Here is a 17,623-nt window from a genome sequence, read left to right as displayed (position 1 = left end):
AAGAATGTTTGTGTTCCGCGTCTAGCATCTAAGCAATTGATTTAAAGGCATAAAAAAACCGGACATGAAGTCCGGTTGTTCGAAATAGGGTATTTAAGCCGCAGTAAATTCTACCGGGAAGGGGATCGCCGCCTGGGCGGTTTGCAGCTTGGTCAGGGTTTCACGCACCACTTCCTTGGCAAGGCAGGCGCATTTACCGCATTGGCTGGCTACGCCGGTAGCCTGACGGACTTCCTTGTAGCTGCAGCAACCTTCATAGATTGCATCGCGGATTTGACCGTCGGTGACGCCAGTGCAGAGGCAGACATACATAAGTGAGAACCGTCGCTGGTTGTGACTCAATTGCGATGGATCTTAATGTTAACGAGAATGATTGTCAAAGTGGTTTATGAAAGCATCTCGTTATAAGGGCGTGTCTCTGACGAACGGTTCAGACTAACGAAATCATCGGCCACGATATTTTGTGGCGCTCGGGAAATCCGTTGGGGACAGGTTAAAAACCCAGTGTATGATTGCCGGTCCTTATGAAGCGGGTTCGTGTCACAGGGCTGTCGCCTGAAGGTGGCAGGCTGGCACCGACCCGGCACTTCACGTTTCTACACCAGGAGATATCAATGAGCGTACTCGTAGGCAAGCAAGCCCCTGACTTCACCGTACCGGCCGTACTCGGCAATGGCGAAATCGTAGACAGCTTCACCCTGTCGTCGGCCATCAAAGGCAAATACGGCCTGGTGTTCTTCTACCCGCTGGACTTCACTTTCGTTTGCCCGTCCGAGCTGATCGCTCTGGACAACCGCATGTCTGACTTCAAGGCACGCAACGTCGAAGTGATCGCAGTGTCGATCGACTCGCACTTCACTCACAACGCATGGCGCAACACCCCGGTGAACAATGGCGGTATCGGCCAGGTTCGCTACACCATGGCTGCCGACATGAAGCACGAAATCGCCAAGGCCTACGACGTTGAGTCCGAAGGCGGCGTGGCTTTCCGTGGCGCGTTCCTGATCGACGACAAAGGCGTTGTCCGTTCGCAGATCATCAACGACCTGCCGCTGGGCCGTAACATGGAAGAGCTGATCCGTCTGGTCGACGCTCTGCAATTCCACGAAGAGCACGGCGAAGTCTGCCCTGCCAACTGGAAGAAAGGCGACAAGGGCATGACGGCTTCGACTGAAGGCGTTGCTGCTTACCTGACCGAGAATGCTGCTGCCCTGTAAGACGCATTCGAGGCAAAAAAAACCGGCCATTGCGGCCGGTTTTTTTATGGATGGGATAAACCGACTGCGTCAATCGTTGAAGTCTTCCCAGCCGCCCATCTGCTTCCAGCGATTGACGATGCCGCAGAACAGCTCAGCGGTTTTCTCGGTGTCGTAGCGAGCCGAGTGCGCCTCACGACCGTCGAAATCGATGTCGGCGGCCTGGCAAGCCTTGGCCAGTACGGTCTGACCGTAGGCGAGACCGGCGAGGGTTGCGGTATCGAAGCTGGAGAACGGATGAAACGGGTTACGTTTCATGTCCAGGCGCGCAACGGCTGCGTTGAGGAAGCCCAGGTCGAAGCTGCTGTTGTGGCCGACCAGGATCGCGCGCTTGCAACCGTTGGCTTTGAGTGCCTTGCGGATGCCGCGGAAAATATCAGTCAGTGCAGCTTCTTCGCTCACCGCCATGCGCAGCGGGTGATCGAGCTTGATCCCGGTGAACTCCAGTGCTGCCGCTTCAATGTTCGCCCCTTCAAAAGGCTCTACACGGAAGAAGTAGGTGTGGTCCGGATACACGAAGCCTTTTTCATCCATGGCAATCGTGGTGGCGGCGATTTCCAGCAGGGCGTCAGTGGCAGAGTTGAAACCACCGGTTTCAACGTCGACAACGACTGGCAGGTACCCACGGAAGCGGGCAGCCATCGGGTGGCGTGAACCACCGCCGCCTTGACCTTCCTGTTCGTCGTCGTAATGGTCTTCACTCACGCGTGTTCCTCCAGCAGGCGCCAGCGCAGTTTTTCACCGGCGCGCAGCGGGATAACGGTCAGCTCGCCAAATGGCAGGCTGGTAGGGGCGGTCCACTCCTCGCGGACCAGGGTGATGCGATCGGTGTTCGCCGGCAGGCCGTAAAAGCGCGGGCCGTTGAGGCTGGCGAAGGCTTCGAGCTTGTCCAGCGCGTTGCGTTGTTCAAATGCCTCGGCGTACATCTCGATTGCCGCATAAGCGGTGTAGCAACCGGCACAACCGCAGGCGGCTTCTTTAGCGTGCTGGGCGTGCGGCGCCGAATCGGTACCCAGGAAGAACTTGGCGCTGCCGCTGGTGGCGGCGTCGAGCAGGGCTTCCTGGTGGGTATTGCGCTTGAGGATCGGCAGGCAGTAGAAGTGCGGCCGAATCCCGCCCACCAGCATGTGATTGCGGTTGTACAGCAAGTGATGCGCGGTGATGGTTGCGCCGACGTTGGCCGAGGCTTCGTTGACGAACTGCACGGCGTCTTTGGTGGTGATGTGTTCGAACACCACCTTGAGGGTCGGGAAACGCTCGACCACTCGACGCATGTGCTCGTCGATGAAGATTTTCTCCCGATCGAAGACGTCGACATCGCCACGGGTGACTTCACCATGGATCAGCAAGGGCATACCGACTTCGGCCATGGCCTCGATTGCCGGGAAGATCTTGTCGATGCTGGTGACGCCAGAGTCCGAGTTGGTGGTGGCACCGGCCGGATACAGCTTGGCGGCGTGCACGAATCCACTGGCCTTGGCCTCGCGAATTTCTTCAGGCTGGGTGCGGTCGGTCAGGTACAGCACCATCAGAGGTTCGAACTGGCTGCCGGATGGGCGCGCGGCGAGAATCCGCTGGCGATAGCCATCGGCTTCAGCCGCATTGCGTACCGGAGGTACCAGGTTGGGCATGATGATGGCGCGACCAAAGGTGCGCGCGACATCCGCGACGGTATTGGTCAACACGGCACCATCGCGAAGATGAATGTGCCAGTCGTCGGGACGCAGCAGGGTCAGGCGGTCGGACATGAGGAGATTCCAGGCGGGTCAAACTGAGGGGAATGCTACCGGAAAAGACTCTTCCAGGCACTCGCTATCAAGTTTTGCGACAACCTTCCGATATCCAACAGGTACGCCGTAAACAAGTCGGCGTCCGTCTTTCAGTTGTCGAAGCCAGTGGAGCCTCCCGTGCGCCAGCGATATTTAGCCTTGCTCAGTGTGTTTACCAGCGTCCCCGCGATGGCGCTGACTTTCCAGACCCGCCTGGAGAACACCGAGTGGACGGTCGCCGGCGACCGGTTCGAATGCCGTCTGGCCCAGCCCATCACGGACTTCGGTGCGGGCGAGTTCGTTCGCCGCGCGGGCGAGCAGGCGGTGTTCCGCCTGACGGCCTACAACGCGATGATCGGCGGCGGGTCGGCGACGCTGCTGGCCGCTGCGGCTCCCTGGCAGCCGGGACGTGGCGACATCAACCTGGGCTCGGTGCATATCGGCAGTGGCAACGTGCTTTTTAATACGTCCCAGGTCCAGGCAGGCCGCTTGATCAGCGGCTTGCTCGACGGCCGCAGCCCGGTGATCCGGCATTCGTCAGGCGATGGGCGAGTGTCGGAAGTGCGCCTGTTACCAGTCAGGTTCAGTCAGGCGTTCAATGAGTACCAAGGCTGCGTGGCGAAGCTGTTGCCGAAGAATTTCGAACAGGTGAGGCAGTTACAGATCGGTTTTCCCGGAGAAAGCCTGGACCTCGACGCGCGCGCCAAGGCTCAGTTGCAGGTGATGCTGGAGTACATGAAGGCCGATCCAACGGTCAATCACATCGAACTCGATGGGCACTCCGACAACAGCGGCAACCGCCTGACCAACCGTGACCTGTCACGTCGCCGAGCGCTGGCGGTGATGGAGTTCTTCAAGGCCAATGGCATCCTGGAGTCGCAGGTAACCCTGCGTTTCCACGGCGAGCGGTATCCGTTGGCACCCAATACCAACGCCGCCAACCGGGCGAAGAACCGGCGGGTGGCCGTGCGTCTTGAGCGCGTGGCTGCAGACAAGGCCGCCCCTCAAGTCGCCCCGCAGACCAACACTCCCGGGGCCGCGCCTGCAACTTCCTGACCGGCGAGTCATCGTCGCGCTCTCGACAGAATCTGTCGCTTCGTCGTCATAAGCTGTCGCGCCTCTGTAAATTAACGCGCATGACCGGTAGACTCGACGGCTTTCCGTAGAACCCCGTGGAGTGATGGCATGGCGGACGTAAACAAGGTCGTTCTGGCGTATTCCGGCGGCCTGGACACTTCGGTGATCCTCAAGTGGCTGCAGGATACTTATAACTGTGAAGTGGTGACTTTCACCGCTGACCTGGGTCAGGGCGAAGAGGTCGAACCTGCACGCGCCAAGGCTCAGGCCATGGGCGTCAAAGAGATCTACATCGACGACTTGCGCGAAGAGTTCGTGCGCGATTTCGTTTTCCCGATGTTCCGCGCCAACACCGTTTACGAAGGCGAGTACCTGCTGGGTACTTCCATCGCTCGTCCGTTGATCGCCAAGCGCCTGATCGAAATCGCCAACGAAACCGGCGCTGACGCCATTTCCCACGGTGCCACCGGTAAAGGTAACGACCAGGTTCGTTTCGAACTGGGCGCGTATGCCTTGAAGCCTGGTGTGAAAGTGATCGCTCCGTGGCGTGAGTGGGACCTGCTGTCCCGTGAAAAACTGATGGATTACGCCGAGAAGCACGCGATTCCGATCGAGCGTCACGGCAAGAAGAAGTCCCCGTACTCGATGGATGCCAACCTGCTGCACATCTCCTATGAGGGCGGCGTGCTGGAAGACACCTGGACCGAGCACGAAGAAGACATGTGGAAATGGACCGTCTCCCCGGAGAAGGCTCCAGACAAGGCGCAATACCTGGAACTGACCTACCGCAACGGCGACATCGTCGCGCTGGACGGCGTCGAGATGACCCCGGCCACCGTGCTGGCGACCCTTAACCGCATAGGTGGCGAACACGGCATCGGTCGTCTGGACATCGTCGAGAACCGCTATGTGGGCATGAAGTCCCGTGGCTGTTACGAGACCCCAGGCGGCACTATCATGCTGCGCGCCCACCGGGCGATCGAATCGATCACCCTGGACCGTGAAGTGGCTCACCTCAAAGACGAGCTGATGCCTAAATACGCCAGCCTGATCTACACCGGTTACTGGTGGAGCCCTGAGCGGCTGATGCTGCAACAGATGATCGACGCATCCCAGGCCCACGTGAATGGTGTTGTGCGCCTGAAGCTGTACAAAGGCAACGTGATCGTCACCGGTCGCAAGTCTGACGAATCCTTGTTCGATGCCAATATCGCAACGTTCGAAGAAGACGGCGGAGCCTACAACCAGGCGGACGCAGCGGGCTTTATCAAGCTCAACGCGTTGCGCATGCGCATTGCCGCGAACAAGGGCCGCAAGCTGTTCTGAGCCCTGTGAGCCAATGAATGAAAGGCCTTGTCATCGACAAGGCCTTTTTTTTTGTCATTCGTGCCTGCCATCGGCGGTGCGCGTTGGTTTGCGTGTGTCCACTGGCGTCCCGCCTCGGCAGGCTTCAGATAACGTTGCGAATATCGCAAATATTGACATGGGGTTGGTTGGTGTTTGCTTGATTCTGTCCATTGTTTTTACTTGTTTGATTGTATGTTTAATTAGCAAATAGTTTGAACATTGTGGGTGTTGGCCGGTGCATGATAAGCGTCCAGAGTTGTTCGTTTAATGTGCCTGCTTTTCACTAGGATCGATCAAGGCTTTTTTCGGTAATTATTGCTCACTGTTGCGCATCTATCGTGGTTACTTCATTTGTTTTATTGTTGGTGCTGATCTGATAAGTCGTGCCGAATACGTAAATATCTGGAATTGTAAGAAATCCCCGATCTCGCATTCCGATACAAAAAAACCCGGGCAAACGGATTTTGGTGGTCAGTACCCTCACTCCTGTTCGCTCAGTTCAAGGATTTTTTGTAGGAATTTTCTTTATGTTTTGTAGGGTATGTCTCTTGGTGAGGGCGCGCAGGGGACGCACCGTGCCAAGGGTGAAACGACTAGGCTATTGTGCTGGTTCTAAAAATTCGAACAGCGAAAATTGGACTTGCCCATGAATAAAGTGCTGATCGTGGATGATCACCCCGTCATTCGTCTTGCGGTGCGTTTGCTGATGGAACGTCATGGCTACGAGGTCGTTGCAGAGACCGATAATGGTGTAGACGCATTGCAACATGCCCGCGACTATACGCCGGACATTGTCATTCTGGATATTGGGATACCGAAGTTGGACGGGTTGGAAGTCATTGCGCGGCTGGCATCTTCTGCGATGCCGATGAAAGTACTGATATTGACATCGCAGGCGCCGGGGCGTTTTTCCATGCGTTGCATGCAGTTGGGCGCTGCCGGGTATGTCTGCAAACAGCAGGATCTCACAGAGTTGTTAAGTGCGATCAAAGCGGTGCTGTCGGGCTACAGTTACTTTCCCAATCAGGCGCTGCATACAGTGCGCTCCAGTCTAGGCAATGCCAGTGAAGCCGATATGGTGGATCGGCTATCGGGGCGCGAAATGATGGTCTTGCAACAATTGGCAAGAGGAAAAACCAACAAGGAAATTGCCGACGGAATGTTCCTCAGCAACAAGACCGTCAGCACTTACAAAACCCGCTTGCTGCTTAAACTCAATGCACGCTCCCTGGTCGACCTGATCGAGTTGGCTCAACGCAATGGCCTGGTGTGAAGGTGCAGGCCCTGATCATGCTTCATACAAAGTAAAAAGCCTCCGTTTCGGGAGGCTTTCAGGTTTCACAAGTCAAAATCGTAATCGGCCAATTGCTTTTGCAGTCGGCGCTCCTCCAACATATTATCGATGGTGCGGCGCTTGCTCAGGTTGGTCTTTGCCACTTCCACCACCGGTTCGGCGTCATCAGCCTCCACGGGAGTAAAATCGTCTTCGACGTCCAATTGCTCTTTGCCAGTGCTCATAGGTTAACTCCAGGCTAAAGATGCCTTTGGCGCCTCTTATATCGATAATCTCCCAGCGGGTAAAAAAGATTTTTTCAATCGGTTGATAAAGAAACCTAATAGTCACTCAATCGTCCGAAGTCTTGTGCTTGTATTCGCACAGGTCTTCGATGCGGCAACTGCCACACCGCGGCTTGCGGGCCAGGCACACATAGCGCCCGTGGAGGATCAGCCAGTGGTGGGAATCAAGCAAAAACTGCTTGGGCACAAACTTCATCAACTTGGTCTCGACCTCCACCACGTTCTTGCCTGGCGCTATACCCGTTCGGTTGCTCACCCGGAAAATGTGAGTGTCAACGGCCATGGTCAATTGCCGAAATGCGGTGTTGAGGACCACATTTGCTGTTTTGCGACCCACGCCCGGCAGCGCTTCCAGTTCTTCGCGGGTTTGCGGCACTTCACCGCCGTGGCGTTCCACCAACAGGCGACAGGTCTCGATGACATTCTTCGCCTTGCTGTTGAACAGGCCGATGGTCTTGATGTACTCCGACAGACCCTCGATCCCCAGCGCATGAATGGCCGCCGGAGTATTGGCGACCGGGTAAAGCCTGGCTGTGGCTTTGTTGACGCCTACGTCGGTTGACTGCGCCGAGAGGATTACCGCGATCAGTAGTTCGAACGCAGAAGAGTAGGCAAGCTCGGTTTTCGGTTCCGGGTTGTCTTCATGCAGCCTGCGGAAAATTTCCAGACGTTTTGCGGCATTCATGTGAAGTGCGTTTCCTCGCAGGAGTCAATTCGATGAGATGGGGCGCGCCCAGGCTTGCCGTGCAGCGATCAGCAGTCCGAGCACAATGAACCCCCCCGGGGCCAGCGTGGCCAGGCGCAGCCCGCTGTCGCCAAGCAGTTCGCGCAACAGGCCCAGGCCTACCATCAGTACGCCAAATATTGCGGCCTGGCGCAGGCGATCAAGCACTGGGCGCTGATGAAATCCACTGTATTCGAGCACCACGCATTGCAAGGCAATCAGTCCTGAGTAAAGTCCCAGTTGCTGGTGCCACTGCAAGGCCATAGCTTGCAGGGCCAGTTGCAGGCAACTGGTGAACGTTGCCGCGACGATCACTGCGGCCACCAGCCGGCTTGCGGGCGTCAGCCGCAGGCGCAGCCCCGCCATGGCCAAGCCGAACACGCTGATGACGACAACGAACATCAGCCATACGCCCAGCGCGGGCATCCACGAATACGTGGCACCGATCAACGGTGTCAGCATCAGAGCACCTGGCAAGGATGACCTTTTCATTCGTCACTACCCCCAATCAAGGCCTGCCGATGTTCGTCGAAATAGCGTAACGCGTCATGGATGGCATTGATCGCCGCCCGTGAGGTGATGGTTGCGCCGGCAATCTGGTCGAACTGCCCCTGATCCTTTTTCAGCGCCCATCCCGCGTCGACAGGATCGGCGCGTGACCGGCCGGCAAACACCTGGAGCCAGCCCTGCGGCCAGTCGGCGATATGAGCGCCGAGCCCCGGAGTTTCCGAGTGCTTGAGGGTCTTGACTGCCAGCAGCCTGCCGTCGGGACCGATGGCGATCATCAAGTCAATGCTGCCCGCATAACCCAGGGTCTGGCTGCGCAGCAACAAGGCAATGACCTGTCCGGATCGCGTCGCGCGGTAGCCGCCGAGCAGGGTGCTATGGGCCAGCTTGACGTCGGCGAGGCTAAGCGGTTGCTCCAGTGGCTGATTGTCATAGCTGTCAGGCGCGAGCATGTCGAGCAAGTGACGACTGTCGAGCAGGCGTTGTTGCTCGGCAATACGCGGTGCGGCCGTATGCTGGACGAACCAGGTCCCGCCGGTGCCCAGCACCGCCAGTAACGCCAGGGTGGCAATGCTCGTGGTTCGATTCATCGCGCAAGCCTTTCCTGCCGCGACGCCACCAGTCGGTCCAGCGCGGGTACGCCCAGATTCATCAGCAGCACGGCAAACGCCACCCCATCAGGATAGCCACCCCAGGTGCGAATCACGTAGGTCAGCAGCCCCACGCCCGCGCCGAACAGCAGGCGCGCACCCGGGGTCCTGGGCCCGGACACCGGTTCGGTGGCGATGAAAAACGCGCCCAGCATGCTCGCGCCGGTCAACAGGTGAAACAGCGGCGAGCCATTGGAATCGGAGCCCGAGCCGTTCCAGCACAGCAGGCTGATGACGAACAGGCTGGACAGCATCCCGGCCGGCGCATGCCAGGTGAACACCCGGCGCTGCAGCAAAAAAATGCCCCCGGCGAGAAACGCCAGGTTGACCCATTCCACGCCGTGGCCACCATAGCGGCCGAACGCCGGATTGGCCGTGAACAGCTCGTCCATGGTCAGGCTTTTATTGATGCGCAGGCTGTCCAGCGCAGTGGCTTGGGCCCAGGCGTCCGGCGCCTGATCCACGCCAAGACCGAAGACGTGCTGCAGGCCCTTCAACAGGTCCATGCCATGGGACACCGGCCAATGCGTCAGCTGTTGCGGGAAACTCACCATCACCAAGGCGAAACCGAGCATCGCCGGGTTGAAGGGGTTGCTGCCGACGCCGCCGTACAGGTGCTTGCCGAATGCCATCGCGCAGAGGGCGGCGCTGACAGTCACCCACCAAGGGCAATACGGGGGCAGGGCCAGCGCCAGGAGTGTCGCCGTGACGAGCGCGCTGCCGTCTTGCAGGGTTGGCCACAACGGGCGCTTGCGCAATTGCAGCACCAGCGCTTCGGTGGCCAGGGCGGAAATACCCGCCAGAAGCAGATTGATCAGCATGCCCCAGCCGTTCAGCCAGAACATCACTGCCATACCGGGCAGCAGCGCCAACAGCACCAGCTTCATCGCCTGCTGCAAGCGCTCATCGACCGGTTCAAGGGGAGGCATGGGCGTGCACCAGTTTCGCCAAGGCCTGCTCGGCGGCTTCGAATTGCTGTTGCAGTACGATCAACTGCGATTGCTGGTCGAAGGTTGGGGGATGCCCGAACGCCTTGAGTGATTTGTTCAGCTGGGCGCGGCTCATGGCCACTTCAATCTTGGCCTTTTTCAACGCCGCGTCAGCGCCTGCGGCCTTCTGCGCGCGAACCCGTTCGAGGGCGGCCCGGACCGGATCCTGCGCAATCTCGTCAGCCTTGGGTACGGCCTGCTGCGCCCGGGCCAGGCGCTCGGCGATTCTCTGTTGTTCCTCGCGCTGCAAACGCGCATTGCGCTGTTCGAAGCGGCCGCGGGCGTGGTTGCGTTTGACGGCTCGTGCGCGGTGTTCTTCAAGGCTTATGGCGAGCCCACCGACGACCGGCACCACCGTTTTCAGTGGCAGCGGCCGCATCTCGATGCAATCCACCGGGCAGGGCGCTACGCAGAGATCACACCCGGTGCACTCATCGATGATTACGGTGTGCATCAATTTTGCCGCGCCGACAATCGCATCGACAGGGCAGGCCTGGATGCACTTGGTGCAACCAATGCACTCGGCTTCGCGTATGTAGGCAATTTGCGCCGGCGCCGCGCCGCGGCTGATATCCAGCTCCAGCACCGGAACCTTCAACAGCTCGGCGAGCGCGCTGATGGTCTCGTCGCCCCCGGGCGGGCATTTGTTGATCGGCTCCCCGGCGGCGATGCCTTCGGCGTAGGGTTTGCATCCTGGATGGCCGCACTTGCCGCATTGGGTCTGCGGCAGAAGGGCGTCGATGCGTTGAATCAGACTCATGTTTTGATCAGTCCGCTGAATCCGAGAAAAGCCACTGCGATCAGTCCGGCGCCTATCAGATCGATCGGCAGGCCGCGGAAGGGCAGGGGGACATCATTATCACGTGTACGTTGGCGCAAGTCGCTGAACAGGCTCAGCACCAGCCAGAAGCCCAAGCCCGCGCCGAGGCTGAGGGCCGTGGCGCGCAGCATACCCAGGTCGTCCCGCGCGTTGAGCAGCATCAGGCCCAGGACGGCGGCGTTGCCCAGTACCAGCGGCCATAGTCGTTCAAAGCAGAGCTGGGGCAATGCAGCAGACAGTAACTTCAGCACCGGACTGATCAGCAGCACGCTCAGCGGCAGGAAGACCAGCAATTGCAGCGATGTCAGTTGCAGGGGGACCAGCAGCCACCGATGGAGCGCATGAGCGAGCAGGCCGGCGATCAGCATCAGGCTCGTCGTGGCGATGCCCAGTGCATGCACCTGGCGGCGCTCGGCCCCCAGCAGTGGATCGACGCCCAGCGGCCAGTGCAACACGAAATTGTTGATCAGGGCTGCGCTGACAAGCGTAAGAATAATTTCGCTCATGATCGTCCGAGGTTGCAGGCTCCTATGGGGTAATTATGGGCCAGACATGAAAATCCCACAGTCATGCCGGGCACGACTGTGGGATCGGTCGAGCAGATCGAACCTTACTTGATGCGCTGACCTGGCTTGGCGCCGCTGTCCGGGCTGAGCAGGTAAATCTCTTCACCGCCTGGGCCCGCTGCCATCACCATGCCTTCGGAGATGCCGAACTTCATTTTTCGTGGCTTGAGGTTGGCGATCATCATGGTCAGGCGACCATTGAGCCTGGACGGATCAGGATAAGCGCTCTTGATCCCGGAGAACACATTGCGCTGCTCATCGCCGATGTCCAGGGTCAGGCGCAGCAGTTTGTCGGCACCTTCCACGGCTTCGGCCTTGAGGATCAGCGCAACGCGCAGGTCGACGGCGGCAAAGGCGTCGAACTCGATTTCCGGCGACAACGGATCCTTGGTCAACTCGCCGTTGCCGACCTGGGCAGCTTCGCCGGTGTCGGTGGCGCTGGCGGTCAGGTCTTCTTTCGAGGCGTCGGTCATGGCTTGCACTTTTACCGGGTCGATACGAGTCATCAACGGCTTGAACTCGTTCAACGGGTGGTTACTGAGCAGGGTAGCGTGGTCATTCCAGGTCAGCGGCGCGACGTTCAGGAACGCCTCGGCGTCGGCGGCCAGCAACGGCAGTACCGGCTTGAGGAAGATCACCAGCTGGCGGAACAGGTTGATACCCAGGGCACAGATGGCCTGGACTTCGTCCTGCTTGCCTTCCTGTTTGTTCAGCGACCAGGGTGCCTTGTCGGCGATCCACGCGTTGGCGCGGTCTGCCAGGCCCATGATCTCGCGCATGGCGCGGGCAAAGTCACGAGCCTCATAGGCCTCGGCGATGCTCGGTGCGGCAGCCAGGAACGCGTCGGTCAGTTCCGGTGCGACGTTGCCGGCCACCAATACGCCGGCGTTGCCTTTATGGATGAAGCCGGCACAGCGACTGGCGATGTTGACGACTTTGCCCACCAGGTCGGAGTTGACCTTCTGCACGAAGTCTTCAAGGTTCAGGTCCAGGTCATCGACGCCACGGCCCAGCTTGGCCGCGTAGTAGTACCGCAGGTACTCCGGGGACAAGTGGTCCAGGTAGGTCCGCGCCTTGACGAAGGTCCCGCGGGACTTGGACATTTTCTGGCCGTTGACGGTCAGGTAGCCGTGCACGTTGATGCCGGTCGGTTTACGGAAACCGGCGCCTTCAAGCATCGCTGGCCAGAACAGGGCGTGGAAGTTGACGATGTCCTTGCCGATGAAGTGGTACAGCTCGGCGGTGGAGTCCTTGGCCCAGAACGCGTCGAAGTCCAGGTCTGGACGACGCGCGCAGAGGTTCTTGAAGCTGGCCATGTAGCCGATTGGCGCGTCCAGCCAGACGTAAAAATACTTGCCTGGCTCACCCGGGATTTCGAACCCGAAGTACGGCGCGTCGCGGGAAATGTCCCACTGTTGCAGGCCTGCATCCAGCCATTCGGCGATCTTGTTCGCCACAGCGTCCTGCAGCGTACCGCTGCGGGTCCATGCCTGGAGCATTTGCTGGAAGTCCGGCAGCTTGAAGAAGAAGTGCTGGGAATCCTTGAGCACCGGGGTGGCGCCAGAGATCGCCGACTTCGGATCCTTCAGGTCGGTCGGTGCGTATGTCGCGCCGCATTTTTCACAGTTGTCGCCGTACTGGTCTTCAGTGCCGCATTTAGGGCAGGTGCCCTTGATGAAACGATCGGCCAGGAACATTTTCTTTTCCGGGTCGAAATACTGGGTGATCGAGCGCTGGTCAATGTGCCCGGCGTCACGCAGCTTCAGGTAGATCTGGCTCGACAGCTCACGGTTTTCTTCGGCGTGAGTGGAGTGGAAGTTGTCGAAGTCCACCAGGAACTCGGCAAAGTCGGCGCTGTGTTCGGCCTGGACGTTGGCGATCAGTTGCTCCGGAGTGATGCCTTCCTTTTCCGCGCGCAGCATGATGGCCGAACCGTGGGCGTCGTCGGCGCAGACATAGATGCATTGGTTGCCGCGGTGCTTCTGGAAGCGCACCCACATATCAGTCTGGATGTATTCCAGCATGTGGCCAAGATGGATCGAACCATTGGCATAGGGCAGGGCGCTGGTGACGAGGATCTTGCGTGGCTCGGACATGGGGCTCGGCTACTTGATGAAACGGAGGTCGGCCACTATAAAGCGCTGGCGCAGATTTTTCACCCCGTGAGGTTGTTTCCTCCGATGATTGAATCGGTGGTGCGGCCAAAAGCTCGCAGCCTTCGGCAGCGCCCACAGGCGCGTAGGCGCTGCCGAAGGCTCGGGCCGCGTTCGGACGATCTTTTCTCGGCATCCCGCGAAACGATCAGAACAGGTACGATACCCGCCTGATTTTCCAGTCTTGCTATCGGAGTTGCCCATGAGCGCCGTCAATCGCGCAGCGGTGGAAGCCGTCCTTCGCCAATACACCGACCCTTACCTGAACCAGGACCCGGTCAGCGCCGGGTGCGTGCGCACCATCGACATCCAGGGTGATCGCGTCAGCGTCCAGCTGGAGCTCGGTTACGCCGCCGGTCTGTTCAAGACGGGCTGGGCGCAGATGCTGGAAATGGCCCTCCAAAACCTGGACGGCGTGACCAGCGCCCGCGTTGATATCACCAGCGTCATCGCCGCACACAAGGCCCAGGCGCAGATTCCGGGCCTGGCCAACGTGAAGAACGTAGTCGCCGTGGCCTCCGGCAAAGGCGGCGTCGGCAAATCCACCACCGCTGCCAACCTGGCGCTGGCGCTGGCGCGCGAAGGCGCCAAGGTCGGTATTCTCGACGCGGACATCTACGGCCCGAGCCAAGGCATCATGTTCGGTATTGCCGAGGGCACACGGCCCAAGGTCAAGGATCAGAAATGGTTCGTGCCGATCGAGTCCCATGGCGTAGAAGTGATGTCCATGGCGTTCCTCACCGACGACAACACACCCATGGTCTGGCGCGGCCCGATGGTGTCCGGTGCGTTGTTGCAGCTGGTGACACAAACCGCTTGGGGCGACCTGGATTACCTGGTCATCGACATGCCGCCAGGCACCGGCGACATCCAGTTGACCCTGGCGCAGAAAGTCCCGGTGGCGGGTGCCGTGATCGTCACCACCCCGCAGGATCTGGCCCTGCTGGACGCCCGCAAAGGTGTCGAAATGTTCCGCAAGGTCAACATTCCGGTACTGGGTGTAGTGGAAAACATGGCCGTGCACATCTGCTCCAATTGCGGGCATGCCGAGCATCTGTTCGGTGAAGGCGGAGGAGTGAAGCTGGCCAATCAGTACGGCGTTGAACTGCTGGCCTCGTTGCCGCTGGCGATGGCTATCCGCGAGCAGGCCGATGGCGGCAAGCCCACGGTGATCGCCGAGCCGGACAGCCCGATTGCGCTGGTGTATCAGGAACTGGCTCGCCATGTAGGCGCGCGCATTGTGCTGCAGGAAGCGGCTTCGCCGGCGATGCCGAACATCACTATCAGCGACGATTGATCTGCTGATCGGCGTCGCTTGTTGAAAGATCGCAGCCTCGTTTCACTCGACAGCTCCTACGGGAGAGGGGGCATTCCCTGTAGGAACTGTCGAGCGAAGCGAGGCTGCGATCTCTTGATCTTGCTTTAGATCCGCAACCCGCCATCCATTTCCAGAATCCGCCCGGTGTAGTAGTCATTCTCGAAGATATAAGCTGCCGAATGCGCGATCTCGTCCGGTTTGCCCATGCGCTTGAGCGGAATACCGGCAGTCATTTTCTCCAACGCTTCAGGCTTCATGCCCAGGGTCATCTCGGTTTCGATAAAGCCTGGCGCAATGCCCGCTACGCGGATGCCGTAGCGTGCCAGCTCCTTGGCCCAGGTCACGGTGGCTGCGGCGACACCGGCCTTGGCTGCCGAGTAGTTGGTCTGGCCGACGTTGCCGGCGCGGGAAATCGACGAGATGTTAATGATCGCGCCGCTGTTGTTCAGCTCAACCATTTTCGCCGCGACCTCACGGGTGCACAGGAACACGCCGGTCAGGTTCACATCGATAACCGCCTGCCACTGGGCCAGGCTCATCTTGCTCATTACGCCGTCCTTGACCTTTAGCAGCAAGCCATCACGCAGGATGCCGGCGTTGTTGATCAGGCCATGGATTGCGCCGAAATCCTCGGCTACCTGGGCGACCATGTGCGACACCTGTTCTTCATTGGCGACGTTGCACAGGTAGGCACGGGCCTCGACCCCTTGGGCCTTGCACGCGGCAACCGCAGCGTCGAGTTTTTCCTGATTCAAGTCCACCAGCGCCAATTTGGCGCCTTTTGTTGCGAAATACTCGGCCATCGAACGGCCTAAACCCTGGCAACCGCCAGTGATAATGATTACTTTGTCAGTGAGTTGCATTCGCATGCCCTGGTCGCAGTTTGAGGGGTCTTCCTTCTAGAGAGCCGCCCTTATCTGCACCGGTCGTGGACGGGTTGCACATGAGAATTGCCCGATGGCGACTGGGAACTTATCCCCAGTCGCCCGTCCGTTTTTTCGACGGATTCTATATAAGGAGTCATAAATTGAGCGTTGAAGCGGCCAAGAATGCCCGAGAATTGCTTCTCAAGGAATACCGTGGCGTGCTGTCGACCCACTCCAAGGCCATGCCCGGTTTTCCATTCGGTTCTGTCGTCCCGTATTGCCTGGACGAGCAGGGGCGGCCGCTGATCCTGATCAGCCGCATCGCCCAGCACACCCATAACTTGCACAAAGATCCAAAATGCTCGTTGTTCGTGGGCGAGCGTGGCGCTGAAGACGTGCAGGCCGTCGGCCGCCTGACCTACCTCGCCGAAGCCGAAAAAATCGACGACCCCACGGCCATCGAGGCTGCCGCAGAGCGTTATTACCGCTATTTCCCTGATTCGCAGAATTATCACCAGGCCCATGATTTCGACTTCTGGATGCTCAAGCCCGTGCGCCATCGCTACATCGGCGGTTTCGGCGCGATCCACTGGGTGGATCAACTGACCCTGGCCAACCCCTTCGCCGGGAAGGCGGAAGCGAGCATGGTCGAGCACATGAACGCCGATCATGGCAAAGCCATCGCGCACTATGTTGAACTGGCCGGCCTGCCCAAAACCGAGCCGGCCCTGCTGGCGGGTATCGATACCGAAGGCATGCACCTGCGCATCGGTCAGAGCCTGTACTGGCTACCGTTCCAAACGCCGTGTAATACGCCGACACAAGTGCGCGAGGCCTTGGTTTTCCTGGCTCACGCCGAGCATTGGCCAAAAAATCCGGTGGCTGGCGCTTGAATTCACGAAATGGCGACGTCATCTAGGGATTACTGGCAAGGCATTCTTGCGTTGAGGAACCATTTGATGCGCCCTTTTTTATTGCTCTTTGTACTGTTTCCGGTGTTGGAGCTGTTCGTATTCGTCAAGGTGAGTGGGGCGATCGGGTTTTTCCCGGCCCTGCTCCTGGTGATTCTCGGCTCGATGCTCGGCGTGTTCGTGCTGCGTATCGCCGGGCTGGCCACTGCGTTGCGTGCTCGTGAAAGCCTGAACCGCGGCGAATTGCCTGCCCAGACCATGCTTGAGGGCCTGATGCTGGCTCTGGCCGGTGGTCTGTTGATCCTGCCGGGTTTCGTCACTGACGTCCTGGGCCTGATCATGCTGCTGCCGATCTCCCGTCGACTGCTGGCCAACAAGATGCGCCAGCGCGCCGAAGAAGCGGCGATCCGTCAGCGCGCATTTGCCGACGACCTGCAGCCGCGGGGCGGCCCCGCTCCACGACAACCGCTGGGTCGTGAGCCTGATGTGATCGAAGGCGAGTTCGAACACCGCGATTCCAAGTAACACCTTCCATCGACACGGCACCCTCGGGTGCCGTGTTCATTTGCAGGCGCTCCAGCTAAAAAATTTTCAATGCCCACTCTTGTAATAAGCTTATGTGCCCATATGTAACGGTCACCGCAAGGTTTCTGGCGATCACGCCAGACAGACTTCCGCGTCACGCTCGTCGAGACGCACCCGGCACCGCCGGATTTGTTAAACCCGCCGGGACTACACCGGCCGATGAAAACCACAATTAGGAGAGATCGACAATGAAGCTTCGTCCTCTGCATGACCGCGTCGTCATCCGTCGCAGCGAAGAAGAAAAGAAAACCGCTGGCGGTATCGTCCTGCCAGGTTCGGCTGCTGAAAAAGCCAACAGCGGCGAGATCCTCGCTGTCGGTACCGGCCGCGTGCTGGACAACGGTGAAGTGCGTGCGCTGGCCGTGAAAGTGGGTGACAAGGTTGTGTTCGGCCCTTACTCCGGCAGCAACACTGTGAAAGTTGACGGCGAAGACCTGCTGGTAATGGCTGAGAACGAGATTCTCGCTGTTATCGAAGGCTGATACCCCGCTCATTTTCCCGCTACTA

The 17,623-nt window shown here is 59.2% G+C and carries 19 protein-coding genes and 1 pseudogene; 8 read left to right on the top strand and 12 right to left on the bottom strand.

Going from position 1 to position 17,623, the window contains the following annotated elements; translation table 11 throughout:
* Nucleotides 1–93 precede the first annotated feature (93 nt).
* Nucleotides 94–312 (bottom strand): bacterioferritin-associated ferredoxin, encoded by a 219-nt coding sequence (locus UB23_RS03855; protein WP_008057530.1) that lies wholly within the window; start codon nucleotides 310–312, stop codon nucleotides 94–96.
* 302 nt (nucleotides 313–614) lie between these two features.
* On the opposite strand from UB23_RS03855, the gene UB23_RS03850 reads away from it, so the two are divergent.
* Nucleotides 615–1,217 carry a peroxiredoxin gene (locus UB23_RS03850; protein WP_017340570.1) on the top strand — a complete coding sequence of 201 codons (603 nt, stop codon included), beginning with the start codon at nucleotides 615–617 and terminating at the stop codon, nucleotides 1,215–1,217.
* 69 nt (nucleotides 1,218–1,286) lie between these two features.
* Here UB23_RS03850 and rnt read toward each other — a convergent pair whose 3' ends face one another.
* Together rnt and pyrC are read right to left on the bottom strand one after the other, a co-directional pair.
* Nucleotides 1,287–1,961 (bottom strand): ribonuclease T, encoded by a 675-nt coding sequence (rnt, locus tag UB23_RS03845; protein WP_045058002.1) that lies wholly within the window; start codon nucleotides 1,959–1,961, stop codon nucleotides 1,287–1,289.
* Nucleotides 1,958–3,004, bottom strand: coding sequence for a dihydroorotase (gene pyrC / locus UB23_RS03840; RefSeq protein ID WP_045058001.1), 1,047 nt, complete (start codon nucleotides 3,002–3,004; stop codon nucleotides 1,958–1,960). The genes rnt and pyrC overlap by 4 nt, the downstream gene beginning before the upstream one ends.
* Nucleotides 3,005–3,163: 159 nt before the next feature.
* Between pyrC and UB23_RS03835 the strand changes: the two genes are divergently transcribed.
* The 3 genes from UB23_RS03835 (at nucleotide 3,164) to UB23_RS03825 (ending at nucleotide 6,722) form a co-directional block, all read left to right on the top strand.
* The gene (locus tag UB23_RS03835) at nucleotides 3,164–4,081 is read left to right on the top strand and encodes a flagellar protein MotY (RefSeq protein WP_045058000.1); all 918 of its coding nucleotides are present in this window, start codon (nucleotides 3,164–3,166) and stop codon (nucleotides 4,079–4,081) included.
* 129 nt (nucleotides 4,082–4,210) lie between these two features.
* Nucleotides 4,211–5,428, top strand: a complete 1,218-nt coding sequence (locus tag UB23_RS03830) for an argininosuccinate synthase (protein WP_008032151.1) — start codon at nucleotides 4,211–4,213, stop codon at nucleotides 5,426–5,428.
* A gap of 667 nt (nucleotides 5,429–6,095) precedes the next feature.
* Nucleotides 6,096–6,722: a response regulator transcription factor gene (locus tag UB23_RS03825; protein WP_045057999.1), complete on the top strand. Its 627-nt coding sequence runs from the start codon at nucleotides 6,096–6,098 to the stop codon at nucleotides 6,720–6,722.
* A gap of 65 nt (nucleotides 6,723–6,787) precedes the next feature.
* Here UB23_RS03825 and UB23_RS03820 read toward each other — a convergent pair whose 3' ends face one another.
* The 8 genes and pseudogenes from UB23_RS03820 to metG form a co-directional block, all read right to left on the bottom strand.
* Entirely contained in the window at nucleotides 6,788–6,967 is a 180-nt protein-coding gene (locus UB23_RS03820; protein ID WP_030128194.1) for a PA3496 family putative envelope integrity protein, read from the bottom strand.
* A gap of 106 nt (nucleotides 6,968–7,073) precedes the next feature.
* Complete coding sequence (nth, locus tag UB23_RS03815) at nucleotides 7,074–7,712, bottom strand: endonuclease III (RefSeq protein WP_045057998.1); 639 nt, start codon at nucleotides 7,710–7,712, stop codon at nucleotides 7,074–7,076.
* 24 nt (nucleotides 7,713–7,736) lie between these two features.
* A complete protein-coding gene (locus UB23_RS03810; protein WP_236695831.1) occupies nucleotides 7,737–8,213 on the bottom strand; it encodes an Rnf-Nqr domain containing protein in 477 nt (158 codons plus the stop codon).
* 26 nt (nucleotides 8,214–8,239) lie between these two features.
* A complete protein-coding gene (locus tag UB23_RS03805; protein ID WP_045057996.1) occupies nucleotides 8,240–8,848 on the bottom strand; it encodes an RnfABCDGE type electron transport complex subunit G in 609 nt (202 codons plus the stop codon).
* Nucleotides 8,845–9,837 (bottom strand): RnfABCDGE type electron transport complex subunit D, encoded by a 993-nt coding sequence (locus UB23_RS03800; RefSeq protein ID WP_045057995.1) that lies wholly within the window; start codon nucleotides 9,835–9,837, stop codon nucleotides 8,845–8,847. The genes UB23_RS03805 and UB23_RS03800 overlap by 4 nt, the downstream gene beginning before the upstream one ends.
* A gap of 424 nt (nucleotides 9,838–10,261) precedes the next feature.
* A pseudogene (gene rsxB, locus UB23_RS30640) lies at nucleotides 10,262–10,636 on the bottom strand (electron transport complex subunit RsxB); the annotation flags it as partial.
* 17 nt (nucleotides 10,637–10,653) lie between these two features.
* A complete protein-coding gene (locus UB23_RS03790) occupies nucleotides 10,654–11,223 on the bottom strand; it encodes an electron transport complex protein RnfA (RefSeq protein ID WP_045057994.1) in 570 nt (189 codons plus the stop codon).
* Between the two features lie 104 nt (nucleotides 11,224–11,327).
* Entirely contained in the window at nucleotides 11,328–13,379 is a 2,052-nt protein-coding gene (metG, locus tag UB23_RS03785) for a methionine--tRNA ligase (RefSeq protein WP_045057993.1), read from the bottom strand.
* A gap of 259 nt (nucleotides 13,380–13,638) precedes the next feature.
* On the opposite strand from metG, the gene apbC reads away from it, so the two are divergent.
* The gene (gene apbC, locus UB23_RS03780) at nucleotides 13,639–14,733 is read left to right on the top strand and encodes an iron-sulfur cluster carrier protein ApbC (RefSeq protein ID WP_045057992.1); all 1,095 of its coding nucleotides are present in this window, start codon (nucleotides 13,639–13,641) and stop codon (nucleotides 14,731–14,733) included.
* A 125-nt stretch (nucleotides 14,734–14,858) separates the two neighbouring features.
* Here apbC and UB23_RS03775 read toward each other — a convergent pair whose 3' ends face one another.
* Nucleotides 14,859–15,617 (bottom strand): SDR family oxidoreductase, encoded by a 759-nt coding sequence (locus UB23_RS03775; RefSeq protein WP_045057991.1) that lies wholly within the window; start codon nucleotides 15,615–15,617, stop codon nucleotides 14,859–14,861.
* Nucleotides 15,618–15,781: 164 nt separating this feature from the next.
* On the opposite strand from UB23_RS03775, the gene UB23_RS03770 reads away from it, so the two are divergent.
* The 3 genes from UB23_RS03770 (at nucleotide 15,782) to UB23_RS03760 (ending at nucleotide 17,598) form a co-directional block, all read left to right on the top strand.
* A complete protein-coding gene (locus tag UB23_RS03770) occupies nucleotides 15,782–16,513 on the top strand; it encodes a HugZ family pyridoxamine 5'-phosphate oxidase (protein WP_045057990.1) in 732 nt (243 codons plus the stop codon).
* Nucleotides 16,514–16,579: 66 nt separating this feature from the next.
* A complete protein-coding gene (locus UB23_RS03765) occupies nucleotides 16,580–17,056 on the top strand; it encodes an FxsA family protein (protein WP_045057989.1) in 477 nt (158 codons plus the stop codon).
* Nucleotides 17,057–17,304: 248 nt separating this feature from the next.
* Complete coding sequence (locus UB23_RS03760; protein ID WP_019827816.1) at nucleotides 17,305–17,598, top strand: co-chaperone GroES; 294 nt, start codon at nucleotides 17,305–17,307, stop codon at nucleotides 17,596–17,598.
* The last annotated feature ends 25 nt before the right edge of the window (nucleotides 17,599–17,623 follow it).

Origin of the sequence: Pseudomonas sp. ES3-33 (assembly GCF_000952175.1) — a bacterium.
Taxonomy (GTDB): Bacteria; Pseudomonadota; Gammaproteobacteria; order Pseudomonadales; family Pseudomonadaceae; genus Aquipseudomonas; species Aquipseudomonas gregormendelii.
This window is presented reverse-complemented; position numbering and strand designations above follow the sequence as displayed.

Coding starts and splice junctions, on each gene's coding strand:
- UB23_RS03855 (WP_008057530.1), bottom strand. CDS start 312: ATGTATGTCTGCCTCTGCACTGGCGTCACCGACGGTCAAATCCGCGAT.
- UB23_RS03850 (WP_017340570.1), top strand. CDS start 615: ATGAGCGTACTCGTAGGCAAGCAAGCCCCTGACTTCACCGTACCGGCC.
- pyrC (WP_045058001.1), bottom strand. CDS start 3,004: ATGTCCGACCGCCTGACCCTGCTGCGTCCCGACGACTGGCACATTCAT.
- UB23_RS03830 (WP_008032151.1), top strand. CDS start 4,211: ATGGCGGACGTAAACAAGGTCGTTCTGGCGTATTCCGGCGGCCTGGAC.
- UB23_RS03825 (WP_045057999.1), top strand. CDS start 6,096: ATGAATAAAGTGCTGATCGTGGATGATCACCCCGTCATTCGTCTTGCG.
- UB23_RS03820 (WP_030128194.1), bottom strand. CDS start 6,967: ATGAGCACTGGCAAAGAGCAATTGGACGTCGAAGACGATTTTACTCCC.
- nth (WP_045057998.1), bottom strand. CDS start 7,712: ATGAATGCCGCAAAACGTCTGGAAATTTTCCGCAGGCTGCATGAAGAC.
- UB23_RS03810 (WP_236695831.1), bottom strand. CDS start 8,213: ATGCTGACACCGTTGATCGGTGCCACGTATTCGTGGATGCCCGCGCTG.
- UB23_RS03805 (WP_045057996.1), bottom strand. CDS start 8,848: ATGAATCGAACCACGAGCATTGCCACCCTGGCGTTACTGGCGGTGCTG.
- UB23_RS03800 (WP_045057995.1), bottom strand. CDS start 9,837: ATGCCTCCCCTTGAACCGGTCGATGAGCGCTTGCAGCAGGCGATGAAG.
- UB23_RS03790 (WP_045057994.1), bottom strand. CDS start 11,223: ATGAGCGAAATTATTCTTACGCTTGTCAGCGCAGCCCTGATCAACAAT.
- metG (WP_045057993.1), bottom strand. CDS start 13,379: ATGTCCGAGCCACGCAAGATCCTCGTCACCAGCGCCCTGCCCTATGCC.
- apbC (WP_045057992.1), top strand. CDS start 13,639: ATGAGCGCCGTCAATCGCGCAGCGGTGGAAGCCGTCCTTCGCCAATAC.
- UB23_RS03775 (WP_045057991.1), bottom strand. CDS start 15,617: ATGCAACTCACTGACAAAGTAATCATTATCACTGGCGGTTGCCAGGGT.
- UB23_RS03765 (WP_045057989.1), top strand. CDS start 16,580: ATGCGCCCTTTTTTATTGCTCTTTGTACTGTTTCCGGTGTTGGAGCTG.
- UB23_RS03760 (WP_019827816.1), top strand. CDS start 17,305: ATGAAGCTTCGTCCTCTGCATGACCGCGTCGTCATCCGTCGCAGCGAA.